14 protein-coding genes are annotated in these 21,348 nt (G+C 69.5%); 10 read left to right on the forward strand and 4 right to left on the reverse strand.

What is annotated here, in order from left to right; genetic code table 11:
• A partial coding sequence (locus tag QRN27_RS17925) for a choice-of-anchor G family protein (RefSeq protein ID WP_285043399.1) occupies positions 1–7,342 on the reverse strand: 7,342 nt, incomplete at its 3' end.
• A gap of 465 nt (positions 7,343–7,807) precedes the next feature.
• Between QRN27_RS17925 and QRN27_RS17930 the strand changes: the two genes are divergently transcribed.
• The 5 genes from QRN27_RS17930 to QRN27_RS17950 all read left to right on the forward strand — a co-directional run bounded on the left by QRN27_RS17930 (position 7,808) and on the right by QRN27_RS17950 (position 14,043).
• Positions 7,808–10,675, forward strand: coding sequence for a helix-turn-helix transcriptional regulator (locus tag QRN27_RS17930; protein WP_285043400.1), 2,868 nt, complete (start codon positions 7,808–7,810; stop codon positions 10,673–10,675).
• Positions 10,676–10,878: 203 nt separating this feature from the next.
• On the forward strand, positions 10,879–11,523 hold the full coding sequence (locus QRN27_RS17935; RefSeq protein ID WP_285043402.1) for a SipW-dependent-type signal peptide-containing protein: 645 nt from the start codon (positions 10,879–10,881) through the stop codon (positions 11,521–11,523).
• A gap of 20 nt (positions 11,524–11,543) precedes the next feature.
• Entirely contained in the window at positions 11,544–12,191 is a 648-nt protein-coding gene (locus QRN27_RS17940; RefSeq protein ID WP_285043403.1) for a SipW-dependent-type signal peptide-containing protein, read from the forward strand.
• A 10-nt stretch (positions 12,192–12,201) separates the two neighbouring features.
• Complete coding sequence (locus QRN27_RS17945; protein WP_285043404.1) at positions 12,202–13,494, forward strand: signal peptidase I; 1,293 nt, start codon at positions 12,202–12,204, stop codon at positions 13,492–13,494.
• 84 nt (positions 13,495–13,578) lie between these two features.
• Positions 13,579–14,043 carry a hypothetical protein gene (locus QRN27_RS17950; protein WP_285043405.1) on the forward strand — a complete coding sequence of 155 codons (465 nt, stop codon included), beginning with the start codon at positions 13,579–13,581 and terminating at the stop codon, positions 14,041–14,043.
• A gap of 201 nt (positions 14,044–14,244) precedes the next feature.
• Here QRN27_RS17950 and QRN27_RS17955 read toward each other — a convergent pair whose 3' ends face one another.
• Positions 14,245–15,105, reverse strand: a complete 861-nt coding sequence (locus tag QRN27_RS17955) for a CPBP family glutamic-type intramembrane protease (protein ID WP_285043406.1) — start codon at positions 15,103–15,105, stop codon at positions 14,245–14,247.
• Positions 15,102–15,524: a hypothetical protein gene (locus QRN27_RS17960; RefSeq protein ID WP_285043407.1), complete on the reverse strand. Its 423-nt coding sequence runs from the start codon at positions 15,522–15,524 to the stop codon at positions 15,102–15,104. The genes QRN27_RS17955 and QRN27_RS17960 overlap by 4 nt, the downstream gene beginning before the upstream one ends.
• A gap of 237 nt (positions 15,525–15,761) precedes the next feature.
• On the opposite strand from QRN27_RS17960, the gene QRN27_RS17965 reads away from it, so the two are divergent.
• From QRN27_RS17965 to QRN27_RS17985, 5 genes are all read left to right on the forward strand, one after another.
• A complete protein-coding gene (locus tag QRN27_RS17965) occupies positions 15,762–15,941 on the forward strand; it encodes a hypothetical protein (RefSeq protein ID WP_056014419.1) in 180 nt (59 codons plus the stop codon).
• A 251-nt stretch (positions 15,942–16,192) separates the two neighbouring features.
• Positions 16,193–17,245: a polysaccharide pyruvyl transferase family protein gene (locus tag QRN27_RS17970; protein WP_285043408.1), complete on the forward strand. Its 1,053-nt coding sequence runs from the start codon at positions 16,193–16,195 to the stop codon at positions 17,243–17,245.
• Complete coding sequence (locus QRN27_RS17975) at positions 17,245–18,114, forward strand: hypothetical protein (protein WP_285043410.1); 870 nt, start codon at positions 17,245–17,247, stop codon at positions 18,112–18,114. Before QRN27_RS17970 ends, QRN27_RS17975 begins: the two co-directional genes overlap by 1 nt.
• Positions 18,111–19,607: a lipopolysaccharide biosynthesis protein gene (locus QRN27_RS17980; protein ID WP_285043412.1), complete on the forward strand. Its 1,497-nt coding sequence runs from the start codon at positions 18,111–18,113 to the stop codon at positions 19,605–19,607. The genes QRN27_RS17975 and QRN27_RS17980 overlap by 4 nt, the downstream gene beginning before the upstream one ends.
• 97 nt (positions 19,608–19,704) lie before the next feature.
• Positions 19,705–20,523, forward strand: a complete 819-nt coding sequence (locus QRN27_RS17985; RefSeq protein ID WP_285043413.1) for a polysaccharide pyruvyl transferase family protein — start codon at positions 19,705–19,707, stop codon at positions 20,521–20,523.
• 201 nt (positions 20,524–20,724) lie between these two features.
• Here the strand turns inward: QRN27_RS17985 and QRN27_RS17990 are convergent, their stop codons facing one another.
• Positions 20,725–21,267, reverse strand: a complete 543-nt coding sequence (locus QRN27_RS17990; protein WP_285043414.1) for a hypothetical protein — start codon at positions 21,265–21,267, stop codon at positions 20,725–20,727.
• Positions 21,268–21,348 lie beyond the last annotated feature (81 nt).

The following is a 21,348-nucleotide window of genomic DNA, read 5'->3' on the forward strand; positions in this document are numbered from 1 at the left end:
CAGCATCCGTGTCAGCGTCAGCATCCACATCGGCAGCAGCATCGGTGTCAGCGGCGGCATCCACGTCAGCAGCAGCGTCGAGGTCCGCAGCAGCGTCCGTGTCGGCAGCAGCGTCCACATCGGCCGCAGCGTCGGTGTCGGCAGCAGCATCCACGTCAGCGGCAGCATCCGTGTCAGCCGCAGCGTCCACATCGGCCGCAGCATCGGCGTCGGCGGCAGCATCCACGTCAGCAGCAGCGTCGAGGTCCGCAGCAGCGTCCGTGTCGGCAGCAGCATCGGTGTCGGCAGCAGCGTCCACATCAGCCGCAGCATCCACATCAGCAGCAGCGTCGGTGTCAGCAGCGGCATCCACATCGGCCGCGGCGTCTACGTCGGCGGCAGCATCCACGTCCGCAGCAGCATCCGTGTCGGCAGCAGCATCCACATCGGCAGCAGCGTCAACATCAGCGGCACCATCGGTGTCAGCAGCGGCATCCAAATCCGTTGCAGCATCCGTGTCCGCAGCAGCGTCCACGTCGGTGGCAGCATCCGTGTCCGCAGCAGCGTCCACATCGACCGCCGCAGCGTCGGTGTCCACGTCGACCGCGCCGTCCTCGATCGTCACGTCGGCCTCGGCCGGCGTCTCGGAGACGTCGCCCTCGGCGGTGACCGTCACCGGGCCCGGCGTGAAGTCGTCGGGGATGGGCAGCTCGACGGTGAAGGAACCGTCCGCGTTCGTCACCACGGTGACTGGCGGCGCACCCGGGACGGAGACCGTGACGGTCTCGTTCCCGGCGAAGCCCGTCCCGTCGACCGTGACCGACTCACCCGGCAGCACCGAGGACGGGTCGACCGTGATCGCGGTGTCGTAAGCGAGGACCTCGATGGTCGTCGTCGCCGGCTCGTCCGATGCGACCCCGAGAGCCGTCACCGTGACGTCACCGAGGGCGTAGCCGGCGGGCACCGGCAGCGTGGCCGTGAAGCCGCCGCCCGCGTTCGTCACCTGCGTGACAACGGGAGCGCCCGGGATCGACACCGTCGCCGACTCGTTGGCCGCGAAGCCCGAGCCCGTGATGACCGTGGAGTTGCCCGCGATGAGCGCGGCGGGATCGGCGGTGATGACCGGCGTGAACACGATCGCCGTCACGGTGATGGTCGCGGCGGCGGGCGTCTGCGACACCGCACCCTCGGCCGTCACGACCAGCGGACCAGCGGTGGTTCCCGCCGGGACGGTGATACCCACCGAGAACTCGCCGGCACCGTTCGTCGTCGCCGGGACCGCGGTACCACCGGGCACCGTGACCGTGACCGACTCGTTGGCCGCGAAGCCGCTGCCGGTGATGAGCGTCGCCCCGCCGGCCGTGACCGTGCTCGGGTTCGCGACGATCGCGGTGGCGTACGCCTCCACCGTGAGCTCGGCGTCCGCGGGCGTCGCCGAGGTCTCACCGACGGCGGTCACCGTGACCGGACCGGCCGGCGTTCCGGCCGGCACCGGCAGGGTGGCCGTGAAGCCGCCTGCACCGTTCGCCGTCACCACGACGGGGTCGCCGCCGGGGATCGAGACACTGACCGACTCGCCCGGCAGGAAGCCGGAACCGGTGACCGTCGTGCTCTCACCCGGGTTGAGCGTGTCCGGCGTGAGCGTGATCGCCGTGTCGTAGACCGTGGCCTCCACCGTGACCGTCGTGGTCGCCTCCGTCGCGGACACGACCCCGAGGGCAGTGACCGTGACCGGGCCGGTCGCGAAGCCCTGCGGCACCGCGAACGAGGTGGTGATCTCACCGTCGGCGTTCGACGTGACCGTCACCGGGGCGAGCCCGGGGAAGGTGACCGTGACGCTCTCGGTGGGCGCGAAGCCCGCACCCGTGATGACCGTCGAGGTACCACCGGCGACGGTGGCCGGGTCGGCGTCGATCGTCGGCGTGTAGACCACGTCGACCGTGAGGTTCGTCGTGGCCGGGGTGTCGGACGTCGCACCGAGTGCGGTCACGACCACCGCGCCCTCGGCGTAGTCGGCCGGCACCGGCAGCGACACCGAGATGGTGCCGGTGCCGGAGGCCTGCGTGGCGACCGGGTCGGCACCCGGGATCGAGACGGTGACGTCCTCGTCCGGCTCGAAGCCGGTTCCGGTGATGAGCGTGCTCGAGCCGGCGACGACCGTGGCCGGGTCGGCCGTGATCGCGGTGACGTAGACCGTGGCCTCGACCGCGAGGGTGGCCGTGGCCGGGGTGGCCGAGACCACACCCGTCGCCGTGACCGTCACGTCACCGATCGGGAAGGCCGCGGGGAGCGTGACGCTCACCGAGATCTCGCCGTCGGCGTTCGCCGTGGTCGGGAAGGGTTCGACGATGCCGGGGACCGTGACGCTCACGCTCTCGTTCGCGGCGAACCCGGTGCCGGTGACGGTGGTGCTCCCACCGGGGGCGACCGTCGCCGGATCCAGCGCGATCGCCGTCTCGTAGGCGAGCACCGTGACGGTGGTCGTGGCGTCGGTCGCGGAGAGAGCACCGGTCGCGGTGACGACCAGGTCACCTGCGGCCGTGCCCGAGGGGATCGGCAGCGCGACGGTGAAGCCACCGGTGCCGTTCGTCGTCGTGACGACCGGGGTGCCGCCCGGGATCGACACGGAGACCGACTCGTTCGGCGCGAAGCCGGTGCCGGTGATCGTCGTCGAGGTGCCCGGGAGCAGCGACGTGGGGGCCGCGGTGATCGCGGTCTCGTACGCCTCCACGGTGACGTCGGCGTCAGCCGGCGTGTTCGAGGTCTCCCCGGTCGCGGTGATCGTGATCGGCCCAGCCGGGGTGCCGGCCGGGATGGTGACCTCCTGCGTGAAGTCGCCGTCGCCGTCCGTCGTCACCGTGACGGGGTCGCCGCCGGGGATCGTGATCGTGACGGTCTCGTTCGGTGCGAAGCCCGTACCCGTGACCGTGGTGGTGCCGCCGGGGTTTGCGGTGGTCGGGTCGACGGTGATCGCCGTGTCGTAGACGACGGCCTCGACCACCACGGACGTCTGCGCCGGGGTGAGCGAGAGGGCACCCGTGGCCGTGAAGACCACGGTGGCCGGCACGAACCCGGCCGGGAACGCGACGACCTGGCTGATCTCACCGAGGCCGTTCGCGGTGGTGACGACGTCGTCGAAGCCGGGGGCCGAGATGGTCACCGATTCGTTCGCGACGTAGCCGCTCCCCGAGAGGATCGTCGAGTCGCCGGGGTTCAGCGTGGACGGGGTCGCCGTGAGCGTGGTGTCGAACGCCTGGACCGTCACCGTCGCGGTGGCCGGCGTGTTCGAGACGGCTCCGACCGCGGTGACGACGACGGGTCCGGCGGGCGTGCCGGGGAGGATCGGCAGGATCGCCGTGATGCCGCCGTCGGTGCCGGCCTCGACCACGACGGGCGTGCCGCCGGGGATCGAGACGCTGACCGACTCGCCGGGCAGGAAGCCCGTGCCGGTGACGGTGGTGCTGCCGCCGGCCAGGAGCGCGTCCGGGTCGGCGGTGATCGCCGTGTCGTAGACGGTGGCGGTGACGTCGACCGTGGTCGTCGCCTCGGTCGCCGAGACGACGCCGAGCGCCGTGACCGTCACGGGACCGACCGCGAAGTCCTGTGGGACGGCGATGGTGGTCGCGATCTCGCCGTCGGCGTTCGAGGTGACCGTGACGGGGTCGATGCCCGGGAAGGTGACGGTGACGCTCTCGGTCGGGGCGAACCCGGTGCCCGAGATCACGGTGCTCGTGCCGCCGGGCACGGTGGCCGGGTCGGCGGTGATCGCCGGGGTGTAGACGACGTCGATCGCGATGTTCGTGGTGGCGGGCGTCTCGGAGACCTCGCCGAGCGCGGTCACGACGACCGCTCCCTCGGCGTAGTCGTCGGGGATCGGGAGGAGCACCGAGATGGTGCCGGTCCCCGACGCCTGCGTGGTGACCGCTGCCGCACCGGGGATCGAGACGGTGACCGTCTCGTCCGGTTCGAAGCCGGTTCCGGTGACGAGCGCGCTCTCGCCGGCGACGACCGTCGTCGGGTCGGCGGTGATCGCCGTGACGTAGGTGGTCGCCTCGACCGCGAGGTCCGCAGCGGCCGGGGTGGCCGAGATCTCGCCGGTGGCGGTCACCGTCACGTCACCGAGCGGGAAGTCGCCCGGCAGGGTGACGCTGACGGAGATCTCGCCGTCGCCGTTCGCGGTGGTGGTCACGGGGGTGGCGAGGCCGGGGATGGTGATGGTGACCGTCTCCTGCGGCACGAAGCCGGAGCCGGTGACGACGGTGCTGCCGCCGGGTGCGACGGTCGTCGGGTCGAGCGTGATCGCGGTGTCGTAGGCCTCGACGGTGAGGTCCGTCGTGGCCGGGACACCCGAGACGGCGCCGGTGGCGGTGACCGTGAGCGTGCCCGCCGGGGTGCCGGACGGGATCGGGAGCACCGCGGTGAATTCGCCGTCGCCGTCCGCCGTCACGACGACCGGCGTGCCGCCCGGGTAGGAGACGGAGACCGACTCGTCCGCGGCGAAGCCGGTACCGGTGATCGTGGTGGCGTTCCCGGGGAGCAGCGTCGCGGGGTCGGCGGTGATGGCCGTGTCGTACGGCAGGACCTCGAGGTCGGCGGTCGCCGGGGTGGCCGAGGTCTCGCCGGTCGCGGTGACGACGAGCGTGCCGGCCGGGGTGCCGGCGGGGATGGGGAGCTCGACGGTGAACTCACCGTCGGCGTCGGCCTCGACGGTGACCGGGGTGCCGCCCGGGTAGCCGACGGTGACCGTCTCGCCCGGCAGGAAACCGGAGCCGGTGACGGTCGTCGAGGTGCCGGGGATGAGGGACGTCGGGTCGAGCGTGATGTCGGTGTCGTAGATCGTCTCGGTGACGGTGACGACGGTGGTCGCCTCGGTCGCGGACACGGCGCCGAGCGCGGTGACCGTGACATCGCCGACCGCGAAGTCCTGCGGAACCGCGATGGGGGTGCCGATGGCGCCGAGCGCGGTGGCCGTGACGGTGATCGGGTCGAGGCCGGGGAACGTCACGACGACGTCCTCACCTGGGGCGAAACCTGCACCGTTGATGATCGTGGTCGTCCCACCGGCGATGGTGTCGGGGACGGCGACGATCGACGTGTCGTAGGCGACCGCGAGGTTCGTCGTGGCCGGGGTGTCGGAGGTCGCGCCGACCGCGGTGACGACGATCGAGCCGGTCGGGTAGTCCGCGGGGACCGTGAGGTCGACCTCGATGTCGCCGTCGGCGGTGGCCGTGGTGGTCACCGGGTCGGCGTCGGGGATGGTGACGGTGACCGTCTCTCCCCCGGCGAAGCCCGAACCGGTGACGGTCGTCGTACCGCCCGCGAGGACGCTCGCCGGGTCGACGGTGATCTCGGTGACGTACTGCGTGGCCTCCACGGTGACCGTCGTGGTCGCCGGGCTGGCCGAGGAGGCGCCGGTCGCCGTGACCGTCACCGCTCCGAGCGGGAAGGCGGCCGGGAACGTGAGGCTCGTCGAGATCGTGCCCGTGGGCGTGGCGGTGGTGACGACGGGGTCGGTGACGCCGGGCACGGTGATGGACACCGACTCACCGGGCAGGAAGCCGGTGCCGGTGATCGTCGTGCTGCCGCCGGGGGCGACCGTGGCCGGGTCCGCGGTGATCGCCGTGACGAACGGTGCCACGACGAGGTCGGTGGTGGCCGGGGTGGCGGAGGTCTCCCCCGTGGCGGTGAACGTCACCGTCGCCGGGGTGAACCCGGCGGGGATCGCGACCGGCTGGCTGATCTCACCGGCGGCGTTCGCCGTCGTGACGACCGGGTCGAAGCCGGGCGCGGTGAGCGTGACCTGCTCGTTCGCTGCGAAGCCGGAACCGGTGATGAGCGTGGACTGCCCCGGGTTGACGGTCGCCGGCGTCGCCGTGATCGCCGTGTCGAAGACGACGAGCGTGCCGCGCACCGAGGAGGACGCGAGGTTGACGGTGGCGAGCGAGATCGCCGGGACGAGGGAGACCTGCACGGCGCGGACCGTCGACGATCCAGCCCCGAGGTCACCGGTCGCCGGTTGCACGTTCGCGGTGACGTCCGCGACGAGGCGCACGATGTTGAGGATCGGGCCGACGACGTTCGTGGCCAGACCACCGGTGATGGTGTTCAGCCCCGTGTTCACCGTGCCGAGCCCGGTGAACGCGGTGGCGACGGTGTTCTTCACGATATTCAGGACGAGGTTGACGACACCGTCGAGGGTGAGCCCGAGGGTGGCGAGGATCGGGTTGAGCACGTTCGGCAGGAGGCCGGCGGAGGTGAACGCGGCGGTGCCGTTCTGGACGGCGCCGAGCGTCGAGTCCAACGAGAGCGAGATGACGGGCACCTGCGTGACGACCACGTTGGTGGTGACGTTGCCGGTGACCTGGATGCGCGTGTTGTTGACGAGCGTCTGCAGGCCGGCGGACACCGCGGTGATCTGCGCGGTGACGGCCGAGGTGATGGCAGCGGCGATCGCAGCCCCGATCGGCCCCGACAGCAGTGAGGTGTTCGGCGGAAGGTCGTTGAGGTCCGGCAGCGTGGGGTCGTTCGCGAGCAGGGTCGCGAGGTCGACGGTGACGGCGCCCGTGAGCAGGTTGACGGAGACACCGGTCGCTGCGGTCTGCGACGCCTGCGTGGTGAGGATCGTGTTGACCGCGGTCGCGAGGTTCGGCGGGGTGACGGTCGCCGTGGCGCTCACTCGGAGGGCGCCGATGAGGTTCGCGTTCAGCGCCGTGTTGAGCGCCGACGTCAGGCCGTTGAGCGTGGTCTGCAGTGGCGGGAGGAGCCCCGTCACCTGCGTGCCGACGTTCTGCACGAGCGGGCTGGTGAAGTTGAGGGTCGCACCGGAGATCTGGTAGTCGGGGACGGCCGTGGCGCCGCCCGTCTGCGAGATCGTCGAGGCGAGGGCGCCCAGGCTGAGGGAGAGGTCACTGAGGACACCACCGGTGGGCGTGCCGACGCGGCCGAGCAGGCCGGTGAGGTCCAGGTCGGCGTCCGCGGGCGGAGCGTCGGGCCCGCCGATGGAGACGCCGCCCTGGTCGGTGACCGCGCCGGATCCGGCGTAGGCGTCACCGTTCGTGGCCGCAGCACCGTACTGGGCGACCGCGCCGAGCTCGATGACCCCGTTGGTGCCGAAGAGCTGGAGCGAGCTCCCGAGGTCAACGCCGAGCGTGTTGAGCACCTCTGCGGACAGCGGGTTCGCCGCGACGGGGTAGACACCGCTGGGGTTCTCGGCCCGGGCTCCTGGGACCGCCGCGAGGGCGTCGAGGTTGACCCCGGCCGCCTGCCCGCCGAGGAAGCGGCCGAAGCCGTCGGAGACGTCGGTCGGGGCCGCTGTGGCCGCCGTCGTCGACCCCATGGCGATGACCGTGCCAATCACGGCCATGGCCGCGACCTTCCACGCACGGCCTCTGCCGAGGATGCTTCGTTGCTGTTCCCCCACGGTGGAACCCTTTCTTCGGTGCACGAGCGGACCCGTGACTGGCGTCAATCCCGGCCAATCTAGAGCCGGGCGCACCTGTCCCCCACCGGGGGGACACCAACCCCGGTAGTGCAGGGATCGAAACCCGTATTTCGCCCAGCAACCACGCCGATCGCGGGTGATTCGGTCGGGGGTACGAGATAACCCCCATGTGAGGTACGTAGTTTCTACTGAGAACCCACAGCTAGGTCTCCTGAACCGCTCAGGGAGTACGGATAATGGGGGCAGTCCGACGGAGGATTCGCAGCATCCCTAGTGGTGCGGATCCCGGCGGAAGCTGACGGAGCTTGAGGGGGCTGCGATGGATGGACTATTGGCGACGGCACGACCGCATGAGCGGTGGACGATCTCGCGCGAGCAGGTCCTCCCATGAGCGCCGGCGGACACCACTTCGGTGGCGGGAGCCGGTCGGCCGGCGCGGCACTTCGGCGCTCGGGCGAATTCCGCCAGGCCGCCACCCGAGCGCCGGCCGCCCAGAGCAGCCGGGCCGCAGCCATCGCCCGCGTCACCACCCTGATCGACGATCGGGCCAGCACCCTGCTGGTCGGCCCGCACGGCTACGGCAAGACGCACGTCGCGGAGCACATCGGTCGCCGGATGCACGAGCAAGGGCGCTCCGTCATCCGCCTCTCGGACTCATCGCTCAACGCCTCGAACGCCCTCGGCGGGTGGCGCGAGGCCCCAAGCGGTGCCGTCTTCATCATCGACGACGGTGCGGACCTGCACCCCTCGAGCCTGAGCGACCTCGTCGATCTCGCGCGATCACGTGACCAGGTCGCCCTGGTCACCCTGGAACAGGAGCGCACCGGCCTGCAGGGGCGGCCCGATGAAGCAGCACACCGCCTCCTCGCCGTCTGGCGCAGCGGCGCACTCACCCGCATCGACCTCCCGGCCCTCGACGGCTTCGAAGCCTCGGCGCTCGCCGACGCGGCAGCCGACGACGCGGTGCTCGACGACATGGCGAAGGCCGCGATCGTCCGCCTCAGCAACGGTTCGCCGCGGCTCGTCCACGAACTCACGAAGGACGCGCTCGAGACGGGCGGGGAGTTCTACCTCCCCCGCAGCATCCTCTCCCTCGGCGTCGCCGGGGTCTCCCCCCGCGTGCACGACCTGACGGAACCGCAGCTCGCACGCCTCGAGGACGAGGAGCGGTACGCGCTCGTCATGTTGGCGAAACTCGGGACCGTCCCCTACGCACGAGCGGTACGCCTCCTCGGCGAACACCCGCTGCACGCCCTGATGCGGCTCGGCCTCGCCCGGAACGACGGGACGGGCCAGGACCGGATCGTCGCCGACGAACTGCACGCCTGGTCGGCGCTCGCGGAGTGGCGGCACAGCGGTCGTCTCCATCGCCACGACCGCGTACAGCGGACCCTCATCTCCGACCTGCGATCCGGCAGCCGCCTCACCCCCAACGAATCGTTCATCCTCGGTCGCTACTGGCTGACGACGGCCGCCGACCACAATGACGAGGGCCTCACCTCACTCATCACAGCCCGCGTCTTCCTCGAGGCGGCGCACGTCGCGAACGTGGCGGGGCTGGCCGAGGACGCCCGGTCGCTCGCCGAACGTTCCGCCGCGCTGCATCCCTCCGTCGCCGCAGCGCTCCAAGGGTCTCGAGCGCTCGCGATGCTGGGTGACGTCGTCGGCGCACAGCGGGTGTTGGAGGTGGACCCCTCCGCGGCCACCGATGACGAGATGCAGTCGGAGGTCCTCAGCTGGCGGGCGACTCTCGATCGGTGGAGCGACCGGACCTGCGCGCAACACCTCACCGATCAGGAGGAGGACAGCCGCGTCCTCTCGCAGCGGATCCTGATGATCGAGACGTGGCGTGACCAGCACCAGCAGGGTCCGACCGACAGCGACGCGGTCTTCTGGAAGGTCCTGCGCGACACCGAGGCGGCGCAGTCCTCGCGACTGTATGCGGCAGCCGCGCTCCTCACCCGGCTCGGCATGCGCTCCACGCCGTCCGAACTCCGCGACCTGTTCCAGCTGGGCGACGCGGTGTACCGGGCGGTGCCGTACAGCTCGTCGCGGCCGCTGTCACACGCGATCCGGGACGCCAGCGCGATGTACGTGCTGTCGGCGGGCACCATCCGGCTCTTCGCGGGGCTGTCCTGGGCCGGCTTCGCCCGCTACGTCGACGAGTTCGCCGAACGGGCCGAACGAGGCACCGGCCGCTTGGCGACCATCGACCAGAGCGTGGTCGGGATCCTGGGCGCGCAGTTGGCGTTGTTCGACGGCCGACCGGAACGGGCGTTGGCCGACCTCCGGATCGTCGAACGGATGCTCGACTCCACCGTGCCTCCGGAAGTACACACGCAGCTCGGCCTGCTCATGGTCAGCGCACTCGCCCAGACCGGTCATGTGGACGAGGCGATGGAGCGTCGCGCCACTGAGGATCAGCAGTTGATCGACTCCTCGACGGCCCTGTCCTACTTGGCCGACTCGGCCGACTTCAGTCTGCTGATGTCGAACGGCAGGGTCGATGCAGCTCGGGTCCACCTGCATCGCATGGCCCAGTCCTGCACCAAGCCGCTCACGGAACGGATCTACGCCGCCTGCCTCGCCTCGGTGGTGGGTGCGGAGCCGGCGGAGGCCTTCGAGTGGGTCGCCGACGCCCGGGCGGACGAGCTCACCCCGCTCCAGGGCGCATTGCTGCTCCTCCTCGAGGCCGGGGCGGCCGGCGACGCCAGCCGAGCCGAGGAGGCGGCCTGCTCCCTCGAGCAGTTGGGCGCACGCCATCGGGCCATCGGCGCGCATCAGCTCGCCGAGCGGCTCCACACCGCGCAAGGCAGGCCGCAGCACGCCCGCCGGTGCGCCGAGCGGGCCGCGAAACTGACCGACGCCGCACCGAAGCCTCCGGTGGACGTCGCGCTCGGCCAGGCCTCGGTCGCGTCGCCGTCGCCGCTCTTCGTCTCGTTCCGGAACGACACCGCCGCGGTCCCGTCGATCCCGGCGACTCCACCGTCACACGCACCGCTCGCCTACCTCGCGACCGACACCGGGAGCAGCGAGGGCGAGGATCCCGCCGACCTGAGCTCCCTCACGCGTCGCGAGCTGGAGGTGGGGCTACTCATCGCCGAGGGGCTCAGCAACCAGGAGATCGCGACTCGACTGTTCCTCAGTGTGCGGACGGTGGAGTCGCACGTGCTCCAGGCACGGACGAAGGTCGGTGCCGGACGCCGGCGGGACCTCGGGCGGATCGTCGCCCAGTCGGTGCAGCGAGAGGCGTGATGCCTGCGGTGTTGCGCCCACGCACTCCGGCTCCGCAGTTTTCCCGGTAGCGGCGGCGGATCCCAGTACCCCACTACTGGTGACAACACCTGGGCGTCCTGCCTATCGTCCTGTGAGTGTCGAGAGATGCGTGGAGGACGTCTCCCCGTGCCAGACATCAGCAGGTGGCACGAGGTGCCATCGCCGGACTCCAGGGGGCTTCCATGACCATCGACACCACCACCGAAGCCCCAGCGGCGACCGGCGCCGACACACCCGCTCGTGGCCTCCGCAGCAAACGAGCCAAGGCGATCCTCGCGGGCGGACTCGTCCTCGGTGTCGGTGCAGCGATCACGCTGGCCGCCTGGAACGACTCGGAGTTCGCGACCGGCGTCTTCGCCGGTGGTGCGTTCAGCATCGAGGGCAGCACCGACGGCACCGCGTTCACGGAGCACCCGACCGACGATGCCGCCGCTCCCCTGACCTTCGCGGTCGAGGCCGACAACCTGGCTCCCGAGGAGCCCGTCTACGCCGGCTTCGCCGTGCAGCTGACCGCCGCCTCGACGTATGCGGCGACGGTGGACATCACCGCGTCCAGCGCCGCTCCGATCGCCTCCTCCCTCACCTACTCCGTCGTGGAAACCGACACCTTCGGCTGCGACGCGACGAGCTTCGCCGCCGGTGACGCGCTCGTGACGGACGCCGCGACGACCACGAGTACGGCCGCCGACATCTTCACGCTCGGAGCTGCGACGACACCCGTCTTCCTCTGCTTCGAGGTCACGCCGTCGGCGACACTCCCCCAGGCTTCGCCGAGCGGCACCGTGCTCTGGGAGTTCTCGGCCGTCTCCACCACCCCGCTGCCGTAGTCGCGGGACGGTCGCGGATCATGGGACGCCACACGCCTCCCCTCGGGCGGCACCATCGCACGGAGACGCCTCGGCGCGGAGGTCGGTACACGCGCACGCGGGCCGCGCTGGCCGCGGCACTCGTCCTCGGCGTCGGCACCTCGCTGACCCTGGCGGCCTGGAGCGACGATGAGTTCGGAACGGCGACGTTCGCGGCGAGCACCTTCGCCGTGGAGTCGCAGACCGTGACGTCGACGTGGGCGGCACATGAGGCGGCGAACCCGGCCACGTTGGCGTTCAACGCGGTCGCGATGTCGCCGTCGCTCTCGCAGTACGCGACCATCGACATCCGCACCACGGCGGCGACGAACATCGGCGGCACCGTGGCGCTCACCTCCACCTCGGCGGCGACCGGGACCCTCCTCCCGCAGCTCGAATACCGCGTGGTCGTGACCCCTGTCGCGACCGCCTGCAACGCGGCGGCCTTCACCTCCGGGACCGTCCCCGCGTACACGACCACGCTCGCCGTCGGCACGGCCACACCGACGGCCTCCGGCGCGCTTTCGGCCGCGGCCGCTTCCACGGTGCGGTTCTGCTTCGACGTGCGCGTCAAGGCGAATGCCCCGTCCTCGGCGCAGGGCGGGACGGCAGCGGTCACGTGGCAGTTCACCAGCACCTCCAGTTCCTGATCGGAGCACCGTGACCCGGACCCTCGCGGACACCATCGACGTCACCGGACGGCAGCGGCCCCGCCGTTCGGTGGCGTCGGTCGTCGGGAGCACCCTGTTGAACCTCGCGGCCCTCGGCGGCGTGGTCTGCATCGTGCTCGTGATCCTCGCCACCTGCTTCAACATCACGCTCATCATGTTCAAGACGGGTTCCATGAGCCCGACCATCCCGACCGGCTCGCTCGCCCTGGTGCGGGAGATCCCGGCGTCGGACATCCGGGTCGGCGACGTCGTGACGGTGGACCGCGCGGGGCAGCTCCCCGTCACCCACCGGGTCACCTCGGTGACGGACGGTGGCGACGGCGCACCGGGATCGCAGCGCCTGATCACGATGCAGGGTGACGCGAACCTGTCCGAGGATCCCGAGCCCTACCGGGTCGACACGGTCAGGATCGTCCTCGGCTCGGTGCCCGGCCTTGCCGCCGTCATCATCTGGTTCTCCAACCCGTGGGTCCTCGGCGGCCTGACGCTCGCCTGTTCGGTGCTCGTCGGCTGGGCGTTCTGGCCACGTTCCGGACGGAACGACCCGCCCGGCGGGACCGGTGGACGGCGAACCCCGGCGAAGACTCCGGAGGATCCGAACCGTCGCCCCGCTCGGCACGCAGCGCTCCGTTCCGCACCCGTCGCCGTCGTCCTGGGGACCGGCCTGGCCCTCGGCGCCGCCGCCGCTCCGGCGCACGCGGAACCGCAGGTCGACGTCGTCTCCGGTGAGGCCCTCGTCCTCACCTCCGTGGGCGACCCGGCTGCGATGCAGAACCTCGGCCCTGGCCTGTCGACGCCCTGGCAGGTCGGCATCCACACGAAGCCGGAGGCGACCCCCGGGTCCATCGACGTCTCCATGGTGGGATCCGGTTCGTCCGCACTCGGCCTGGTCATGGAGGTCGACGCCTGCTCCGTCCGATGGACGCCGAGCGGGTGCGACGGCACGGCCACCCACCTGTTCGACGAGATGCCCGTGCCGGTGGACGGTGTCGAGCGCGCCGTCCTGTCCATGCGCAGCAGCGAGGCCTGGTGGGTGCGCTTCGACGTGCGGATGCCCGCCGCCGCTCCGGCCACCGACGCCTCGGTCGCCCTGACACTCATGGCCGACGGGGTCGGTGATGACGTTTCCGTGTCGGCCTCCCCCATGACCACCCTCCCCCGCACCGGCGCGAACGTCGAGTTCGCCATCTGGGCTGCGGCCGGAGCCGTCATCCTGGGGCTCATCGCCGCCTGGGTCGGCGCGCTGCGCCAGCGGTCTCGTCTGGCGAAGGCCGGTCGATGAGGGATGCGCGCTGACACGACGGTGACGGATCGACGTTGGCGAGCGGGCTCGGCCCGGCGCCCGCTCGTGAGGCGCCGGCGGCTCTTGGCGTCCATCGTCGGGCTCGCCGCCCTCCTCCTCGCGGCGCAGCCTGCCCCAGGGCAGACCGAGGCGGCCTGGGCGGATGTGGAGCTCGGCTCGGGAAGCTTCACCGCGTTCACCGTGCCGTCACCCGCGATCACCAGCTGCACCTTCAACCCCAATGTGGTCGGGCTGCTGTCCTCGTACACGGTCGTGTACACGATCCCCGCGGGCTACACCATCAACTACGCGTACTCGTCGAGCGCGGCGTTCACCTCGCCCACCGTCATCACGCCCACCTCGACCAGCGGGACCACCACGGTCACGTCGACGTTCAGCCTCGGGTTGCTCGGCGGGCTCCTCGGGTCCAACGTCTACGTCGGTGCTCGGCTGACGCTCCCCTCGACGAGCTGGTCGTCGCCCTACCGACTGGTGAACGGGACGTCCAACGCCCTGGGCACGAGCGGCAACTGCGCGATTGTCCCCTGAACACCCTCGGTCCCTGAGCCTGTCGAAGGGCCCCGGTCCCTGAGCCCGTCGAAGGGCTCGGTCCCTGACCCCGTCGAAGGGCCCCGCTCTCCTGGTCCCTGAGCCCGTCGAAGGGCGCACCCCCGGTCCCTGAGCCTGTCGAAGGGCGCACCCCCGGTCCCTGAGCCTGTCGAAGGGCACCCCCTCAGGGACCGCAATCGCTCAGCTCGTGCCGCTCCCGGCGATCACAAGTGCGGCGGCCATGCCGTTGAACCACATGTGGGTCCAGATGCCGGGGCCGAGTCGCTTGGTGGTGGCGGCGTACACGCCGTTGACGACGCCGAGCACGAGGATGGTGAGGCCGAGGGTCACCATGGTGATCGGGCTGCCCCAGCCCTCGTAGAGGTGGACGGCGGCGAACAGCAACGCGCTCGCGCCGACAGACACCACGGCTGCGGCGCGGCGCCGCGAGGTCGACGGGCTCGCACCCGCGCCACCGCGGACGGCACCGGACGCTCGTCCGCGGAGGATGGTGTTCCGGAAGCCACGGAGCAGCAGCCCGCGGAAGAGGAGCTCCTCGCAGATGGGGGCGACGATGGCCACGGCGATCACCGAGTTGAGGATCACCCACCCGATCTCGGGTGCCGGGGGTGCCAGGTTCGACTTCGGTGTTCCGCCCATGAGGGTGATGACGAAGCCGTCGATCATGCCGGCGACGAGCCGGATGCCGATCGCCGAGCCGAGGCCGATGAAGACGTCGAACCAGCGGAACTGCAGCCCGAAGTCCGTGATCCAGGATCCGGTGCCGAACCGTTTGCAGACGATGGCCAAGGCGATGAGGATGCCGCCGTAGAAGACGGTCCAGAGGAGGAGGTCGGCGAGTTGGGTGTCGCCGAGGATGGCGGGGAGGGCACCGCGCAGGACGACGAGGAGCGCCAGGGTGATGACGAGTACGACGAGGGCGGTGCCGGCTCCCCATCGGCTGCCGTCCGGTGGGGTGTAAGGCAGGACGGCGGCGGCCCGCCGGTCCTCGGCTCGTCGCTGACGTGGGGTCGGCGCCGGGTCGGTCTGTCCGGTGGTCATCGGACGGGTCGGGAGAAGTGCGCCCGCGCTGCCGGGAGGTACATCTCGACGACGGCGACGATGGTCACGATGACGACGATGATCGCGAGGATGTTGCCGACGAAGATGGAGGCGATCGAGCCGAGGACGGACAGCACGCCGAAGATCGTGAGGATCACGCGGGCCCAGTTGCGTCCTTGCGCCATGAACCAGGCGAAGAGCACGTGGAGTGCGGCGCCGATGAACGAGCCGATGCCGGAGGAGATGGTCATGACCTCGGTCGGCACGGGCAGGTTGAGGCGGGTGGCCGCGGCCTGCTCAGCAGGTGAGGTGGCGGTGAGGATGCCGGAGATGACGAGGAGGACGGCGACGACGACCCACAGCCAGAAGGAGATCGCGATGGGGGTGGGGACGGACTTCTTGCCGATGTTCATGGTCATGATGCTCGTTTCGGGTCCCAGGAGGATCCGACGGCCGGACCCAGGCTGGTCGAAGAGTATTGCCGACCCCTTGACCCCCGGAAGGGGGTATGTCCCGGCTATCCGTTTTCCGCAGCGATCGACTGCCGGCCGAGGTCCTGCCCGCCCGTCGGGTCCGGTCCCTGAGCCTGTCGAAGGGCACCCGCGCATCCTGTCAACCCTGCCCGTCTCCGCAGACGTACCTCTTAATCTCTCCCCATGACGAACCACACGAACGACACCGACAGCACCTCGAGTGAGGGCACGCCGAAGCCGGACGGCTTGGGCGAGAACCAGACCATCCCCAACAGCGAGGACGGCCTCGCGGTTGGCCACGACCCCGACGCCTCGAACTTCAACCAGGAAGAGGACCCCGACCACCCGAGCGACGACGCGTAGGGTCGATCACCTGAGGAACGCTTCTCGACAGGAGCAGCACACGGCGGTCCTGTGTTTCCAGCGCACCGCGACATGCCCGCTGATCCAACAATCGATGTCTTGTCAGTAGGATGATTCGCGTTGGGCGACGACGGAACCTGGGTCGAACTGCCGACACCTGATCGCAGCGTTCGCGAATCCCGCTTGGCCGCACGGGTGCGGGCGAGCGCAGGCGCGCTTCGAGGTGTCACGACATCGAGAAAGAGGGAAGCGTGCCGAAGAGCAACACTGATTCCGTATATCTGCGGGGCCTCCGAGATGCGACCGAGGCTGTGCTCCGGGCGACCATCGGCGCCGGCGTCGATGTTGCACTGCTTGATGCACCGAACCAGACGAATGTCGGCGACTCTCTCATCTGGGCCGGGGAGATGGCGTATTTCCGCCGGATGGGCCTGCGACTGCGCTACGTCGCTGACATCAAGAGCTACGACCCTGCCGCCCTCCGACGTGCGATGCCCTCCGGAGTGGTCCTCCTTCACGGCGGCGGCAACTTCGGGGATCTGTGGACCGGCCACCAGAACCATCGCGAACAGATCGTCAAGGACCTCCCGGATTACCGACTGGTCCAACTCTCGCAGTCCATCTACTTCACCTCTGATGAGCGCGCCGCCCAGGCCGATGCGATCATCGGGGCCCATCCGGACTTCAGGCTCCTTCTCCGTGACTCCTTGTCGATGGAGCGTGCCGCCGCACAACTCCCGAGCCTCAAGCCGACCTACTGCCACGACATGGCGCTCGGCTTCGAGCCGCCGCTCGTGAAGCGGACCGCCCGTGGCAAGGACCTCCTCATCATCGCCCGCCAGGACAAGGAGGCGGCCTCCGGCCTGCATGATGTCGGGGAGAGCTGGGGCACGGGCGTCGATGTGACGAGCACCGATTGGCACAGTGAAGGATGGTTGGCGGTCCGCTACGGCGCCGCCCGACGCGTGATGCGCCTACACCAGCTCCTCGTCCAGGTCAGACGACGACTCGGCTGGACCCCAGTGCTTCCGCAGTGGATCGTGCAGCGCGTGATCGCCGCACTGAACGACATCAACATCGCAGGTGCTCTGCGATGGTATGCCGCGGCAGATCTCGTCGTCGTCGACCGTCTCCATGCACACGTCCTCGCGCTGTTGCTCGGGATCGACCATGTAGCGCTCGACAATAACTACCGCAAGATCGGCGCGGTCTTCGACGACTACACGGGGCAGTTCTCAACCGCCAATTACGCCACCGACGTCACCGTCGCTCGCGACCTCGTCGCGTCGCTGACAGGCCGCTGATGCTCGCGTTCATCACGACATTGCGCCATCCGCAGAACTCCGTGGACTACGGGCGGGTGGAGCAGCTCCTCGAAGACACCCTGCGTTCTGTCACCCAGCAGACGTCAGACGAGTACATCGTCATCATCGTCGGCAACCGGCGACCCAGCTTCGAGCTCCCTGCCCGAACGGTGTTCGTCCAGGTCGAGTTCCCTGCCCCTGCGCCCCCGACCGGCGCGCAGACGGCACGAGCCCCCTTCGTCTGGGACAAGGGGACGAAGTTGGGGATCGGCCTCATCGCCGCAGCGCAGTACAACCCCTCACACGTGATGATCTTCGACGCTGACGACTTCGTCCACCGAGGCCTCGCGGCGACGGTCGCAGGACAGCCGGATCACCCGGGCTGGGTCATTCACGACGGTTGGATGTATTCGAGGGCGCGGAACGCGTACATCAGGCAGCCGGAGTTCAACCGGACCTGCGGCACCTGTTTCATCATTCCCTTCGCGGCGTACGGCGTCCCGGCCCAGCTCACCGAGCGCGCCTCCCAGGACGAAATCGCCGAGGCATATGGCGAACGGCTCTCAGAGATCATGGGGGCCCACAGGAATGCGGAGACGTGGTACCGCGAGCACGGACACATGCTCGAACCCCTTCCCTATCCTGGAGCGGTTTACCACGTCGACACGGGCGAGAATCACTCAGGGAAGTCGCTGTCCGGCGTCGCCCGTCCCCTGAATGCTCAGATGGAGCGCGACTTCGGTATCAAGCCGTCGCGTCGCACCATCTCCACGTTGTGGTCGGCGTTCGGACCGGTCGCAGTGATCGATGAGATCAGACGGTTCGCTAGCCGGGTGCTCCGCCGCCTGGCCCGCGCGATGCAGCGATGAGCCAGGGCGAGAGCGACGGCCTTCGGAAGAAGGCGACCCAGTCCATCGGTTGGATCATCTTGGAGCGCTGGAGTTCGCGCGTGCTGACCTTGGTGGTCATCGCGGTCCTCACCCGCCTCCTCTCGCCGGCTGACTTCGGTCTCGTCTCGATGGCGACCGTCGTGATCGCGATCTTGCAGGTCTTCGTGGAGTCGGGATTCGTCACCGTCCTGGTCCAGAAGAAGGAGCTCGGCGAGAAGGACACCTCGACGGCGTTCTGGACGTCGGTGACGCTCAGCGTCATCCTCTATGCAGCTCTCTTCTTCTCGGCTCCGCTGCTCGCCGGCCTGTTCGGTGAACCTGAGCTCGTCGATGTCCTCCGGGTCCTCGGGCTGAGCCTCCCGGTCTCGTCTCTGGCGCAGGTGCCTGCAGCGCTTCTCGAACGGTCATTCGGCTTCAAGTCGCTTGCGATCCGTCAGGTCGGCGGCGCGCTCTGCGGTGCCGCTGTGGCGGTCGTCATCGCCTTCAGCGGCGGCGGCGTCTGGGCGCTCGTCGCGCAGACCCTCGTCACGAGCGCGGCCTCGGTCATCATCCTGTGGACGGCCACGACGTGGCGCCCCAGCCTCGAGTTCTCGTTCGCCTCACTGCGATCCATGTGGTCCATGGGTCTGCGGATCATCGGGATCGGTCTCCTCGACGCGGTGCAGCAGAACATCGACAAGCTCATCGTCGGCGCTTTCTTCAGCACCGAGGTCCTCGGCTACTACTACCTCGCGCAGCGCATCGGCACGATCCTCATCGAGCTGGTGACCACGGTCATGTCCCGCGTCACGCTGACGACCTTCTCCAAGGTGCAGGACGACCTGCCGCGGTTGAACCGCATCTTCCTCCAGATGACCTTCGCCTCGGCGGCGATCGGCGTCCCGATCTTCGGGTTGGTCGCCGTGTTCGCCGTACAGATCGTCCCATTCGCATTCGGTCCTGGATGGGAACAGACCGCGCCATTGATGTGGATCCTCGCCTGCGGTTGGGCGTTCGGCGCGGTGATGTACTTCGATCGGAGCGCGTTCCTCTCCATCGGTCGAGCCGATGTGGCCCTGTGGGTCGCCGTCCTCCAGAACATCGTCGGAGTCGCACTCGTGTTCGCACTCCTCCCGCTCGGAATCGTCGGGGTGGCTCTGTCGCGCTGGTCTCGGATCGTCACCTGGCCGGTGCGCATCCGTATTCTCCACCGACTCATCGGGCTTCCGATCGGCACCTACCTCGCCCAGGTCTTCAGATGCGTCGCCGCAATGGTGCCAGTCGTGATCGCGGTCGGACTTCTCCAGCAGACGGAATGGGCGAGGATGGACCACGCGTTCTGGACCTTCGCCGTCCCGTTGGCTGTGCTCGGATCACTGGTCTACGCCGCTCTCGTCTGGTGGTTCGCGGGCCGAGCGAACCGAACCGTGCTGCGGCAGATCCTCGGTCCGATTGTCAATCGGATCGCCGGTCGATTCCGACGTTCGGCATGACAGCCGGTCGCAGCCCATTGACGCGTATGACCAAGCCGCAGGATCGAACCGACATCCTCCGGACATCTCTGATCCGACCAGCTGAGGCGGTACAAACATGACCATCGAGAACATCAGCGGCGTCGATGTCGTCCATTGGAACCCTCGAAGCCCGCTCCTGCCAGGGCGCATCGGCCGACGCCTGCCGTTCGGCCCACGGCGGAACAATTTCGGGGATCTCCTCGGGCCGGCGCTCGTGTCGCGACTCGTCGACCAGCGAGTGCCGAGAGACAGCGAGAAGAGCTCAGCGCAGAAGCGACTCGTGGCCATCGGGTCGATCATCCACTTCGCAGCCGAGGGGGATGTCGTCTGGGGGAGCGGCATGAACGGGAAGGTCGCACCCGAGGAGTACCGTTTCCGGACGCTCGACGTTCGAGCCGTCCGAGGCCCGCTGACCCGCAAAGCTCTGATCGAGCGCGGGATCGACGTGCCTGAGGTGTTCGGTGACCCGGGGCTGCTGACGCCCGAGGTGTTCGGCGAGGTCGCTGGCTGGGCGCGGGCGAAGCAACACGCTCTGTCGATCGTGCCGAATCTGCATGACTTCCCGAGATGGCGACAGCACCCGGACGTGGTCGACCCGACCGCTCCCCTGCTCACCGTGCTCGAGCGGATCGCTCGCAGTGAGCGCGTCGTCGGTTCGTCCCTCCACGGCGTCATCGTCGCCGAGAGCCTCGGTATCCCTGCGACCCTGATGCGGCCGAGTACCGAGCCATTGTTCAAGTACGAGGACTACTACCGCGGCACCGGCCGAGACCAGTTCCCCGTGACAGACAGCCTCAGCGCCGCGCTGGCTACCTCGGGGGACCCGATCACCACCTGGTCCAGCCGCCCTCTGCTCGAATCGTTCCCAGCCGATCTCTGGCCCGCCGCGCGATAGCCCCTGGACCCAGGTCTCAGGCGATCGCGTGAGGCCTGCGATCGCAGACCGGACGTCGCCCGTGCGACGCCTCGTGCGGGCGTCTGTGGTGCCGAACGGAAGCTCGACATCCTCCGAACTTCACGGCCGCATGCGGACAACACAGAACGGCCGGTGCAGATGCACCGGCCGTTCTGTGTTGGTCCGTGGACCGAGAGGTTGTTACGCGGCGAGGCCGGCGCGCTGACGACGCATCATCACGAGGACCGCGATGAGAGCTGCGCCGAGGACGACTGCACCAGCAGCGCCCCACACGAGGAAGGCCGGGGTGTTGAAACCGGTGTCGGCGAGGCCGCCTGCACCGGCGCCGCCGCCTGCAACAGCAGCCCGCACCGTGACGGTGGTGGTGCCGATGATCTGCGAGGAGAGGCCGGTGCCGGTGACCGTGTAGGTGCCGGTCGCGTTGGTCGGGAGGGTGACGGTCAGCGAGACTGACCCGGTGGCCGAAGCCGGCTTGACGATCGTCTTGGTGTTGACGGCCGCGAGGGTCGCGCCGGTCGCGTTCTCACCGGTCAGGGCGAGCGAGACGTCCTCGTTCGGCTGGAAAGCGCCGTCCGTGAAGGTGACGACGAAGGTGCCGCCGGGGGTGACATCGCCGGTGACGACGATGTCGGCGCCGGGAACGTACGAAGCGTTCGCAGCGACCGGAGCGATGAAGAGGCCGGCGAGGGCCAGCGCGAAGACCGCGGTGATTTTCTTGAGCATGTGTGGATTCCCCTTGGAGACTGGTCGGTTGACAGTGCTGTAACTGACAGAGCTGTAGCTACCGCCACGAACAGCCGCGTC

The organism is Plantibacter sp. LMC-P-059a, assembly GCF_030209505.1.
Lineage (GTDB): Bacteria > Actinomycetota > Actinomycetes > Actinomycetales > Microbacteriaceae > Plantibacter.

Coding starts and splice junctions, on each gene's coding strand:
- QRN27_RS17940 (WP_285043403.1), top strand. CDS start 11,544: ATGGGACGCCACACGCCTCCCCTCGGGCGGCACCATCGCACGGAGACG.
- QRN27_RS17975 (WP_285043410.1), top strand. CDS start 17,245: ATGCTCGCGTTCATCACGACATTGCGCCATCCGCAGAACTCCGTGGAC.
- QRN27_RS17965 (WP_056014419.1), top strand. CDS start 15,762: ATGACGAACCACACGAACGACACCGACAGCACCTCGAGTGAGGGCACG.
- QRN27_RS17980 (WP_285043412.1), top strand. CDS start 18,111: ATGAGCCAGGGCGAGAGCGACGGCCTTCGGAAGAAGGCGACCCAGTCC.
- QRN27_RS17960 (WP_285043407.1), bottom strand. CDS start 15,524: ATGACCATGAACATCGGCAAGAAGTCCGTCCCCACCCCCATCGCGATC.
- QRN27_RS17990 (WP_285043414.1), bottom strand. CDS start 21,267: ATGCTCAAGAAAATCACCGCGGTCTTCGCGCTGGCCCTCGCCGGCCTC.
- QRN27_RS17935 (WP_285043402.1), top strand. CDS start 10,879: ATGACCATCGACACCACCACCGAAGCCCCAGCGGCGACCGGCGCCGAC.
- QRN27_RS17955 (WP_285043406.1), bottom strand. CDS start 15,105: ATGACCACCGGACAGACCGACCCGGCGCCGACCCCACGTCAGCGACGA.
- QRN27_RS17930 (WP_285043400.1), top strand. CDS start 7,808: ATGAGCGCCGGCGGACACCACTTCGGTGGCGGGAGCCGGTCGGCCGGC.
- QRN27_RS17985 (WP_285043413.1), top strand. CDS start 19,705: ATGACCATCGAGAACATCAGCGGCGTCGATGTCGTCCATTGGAACCCT.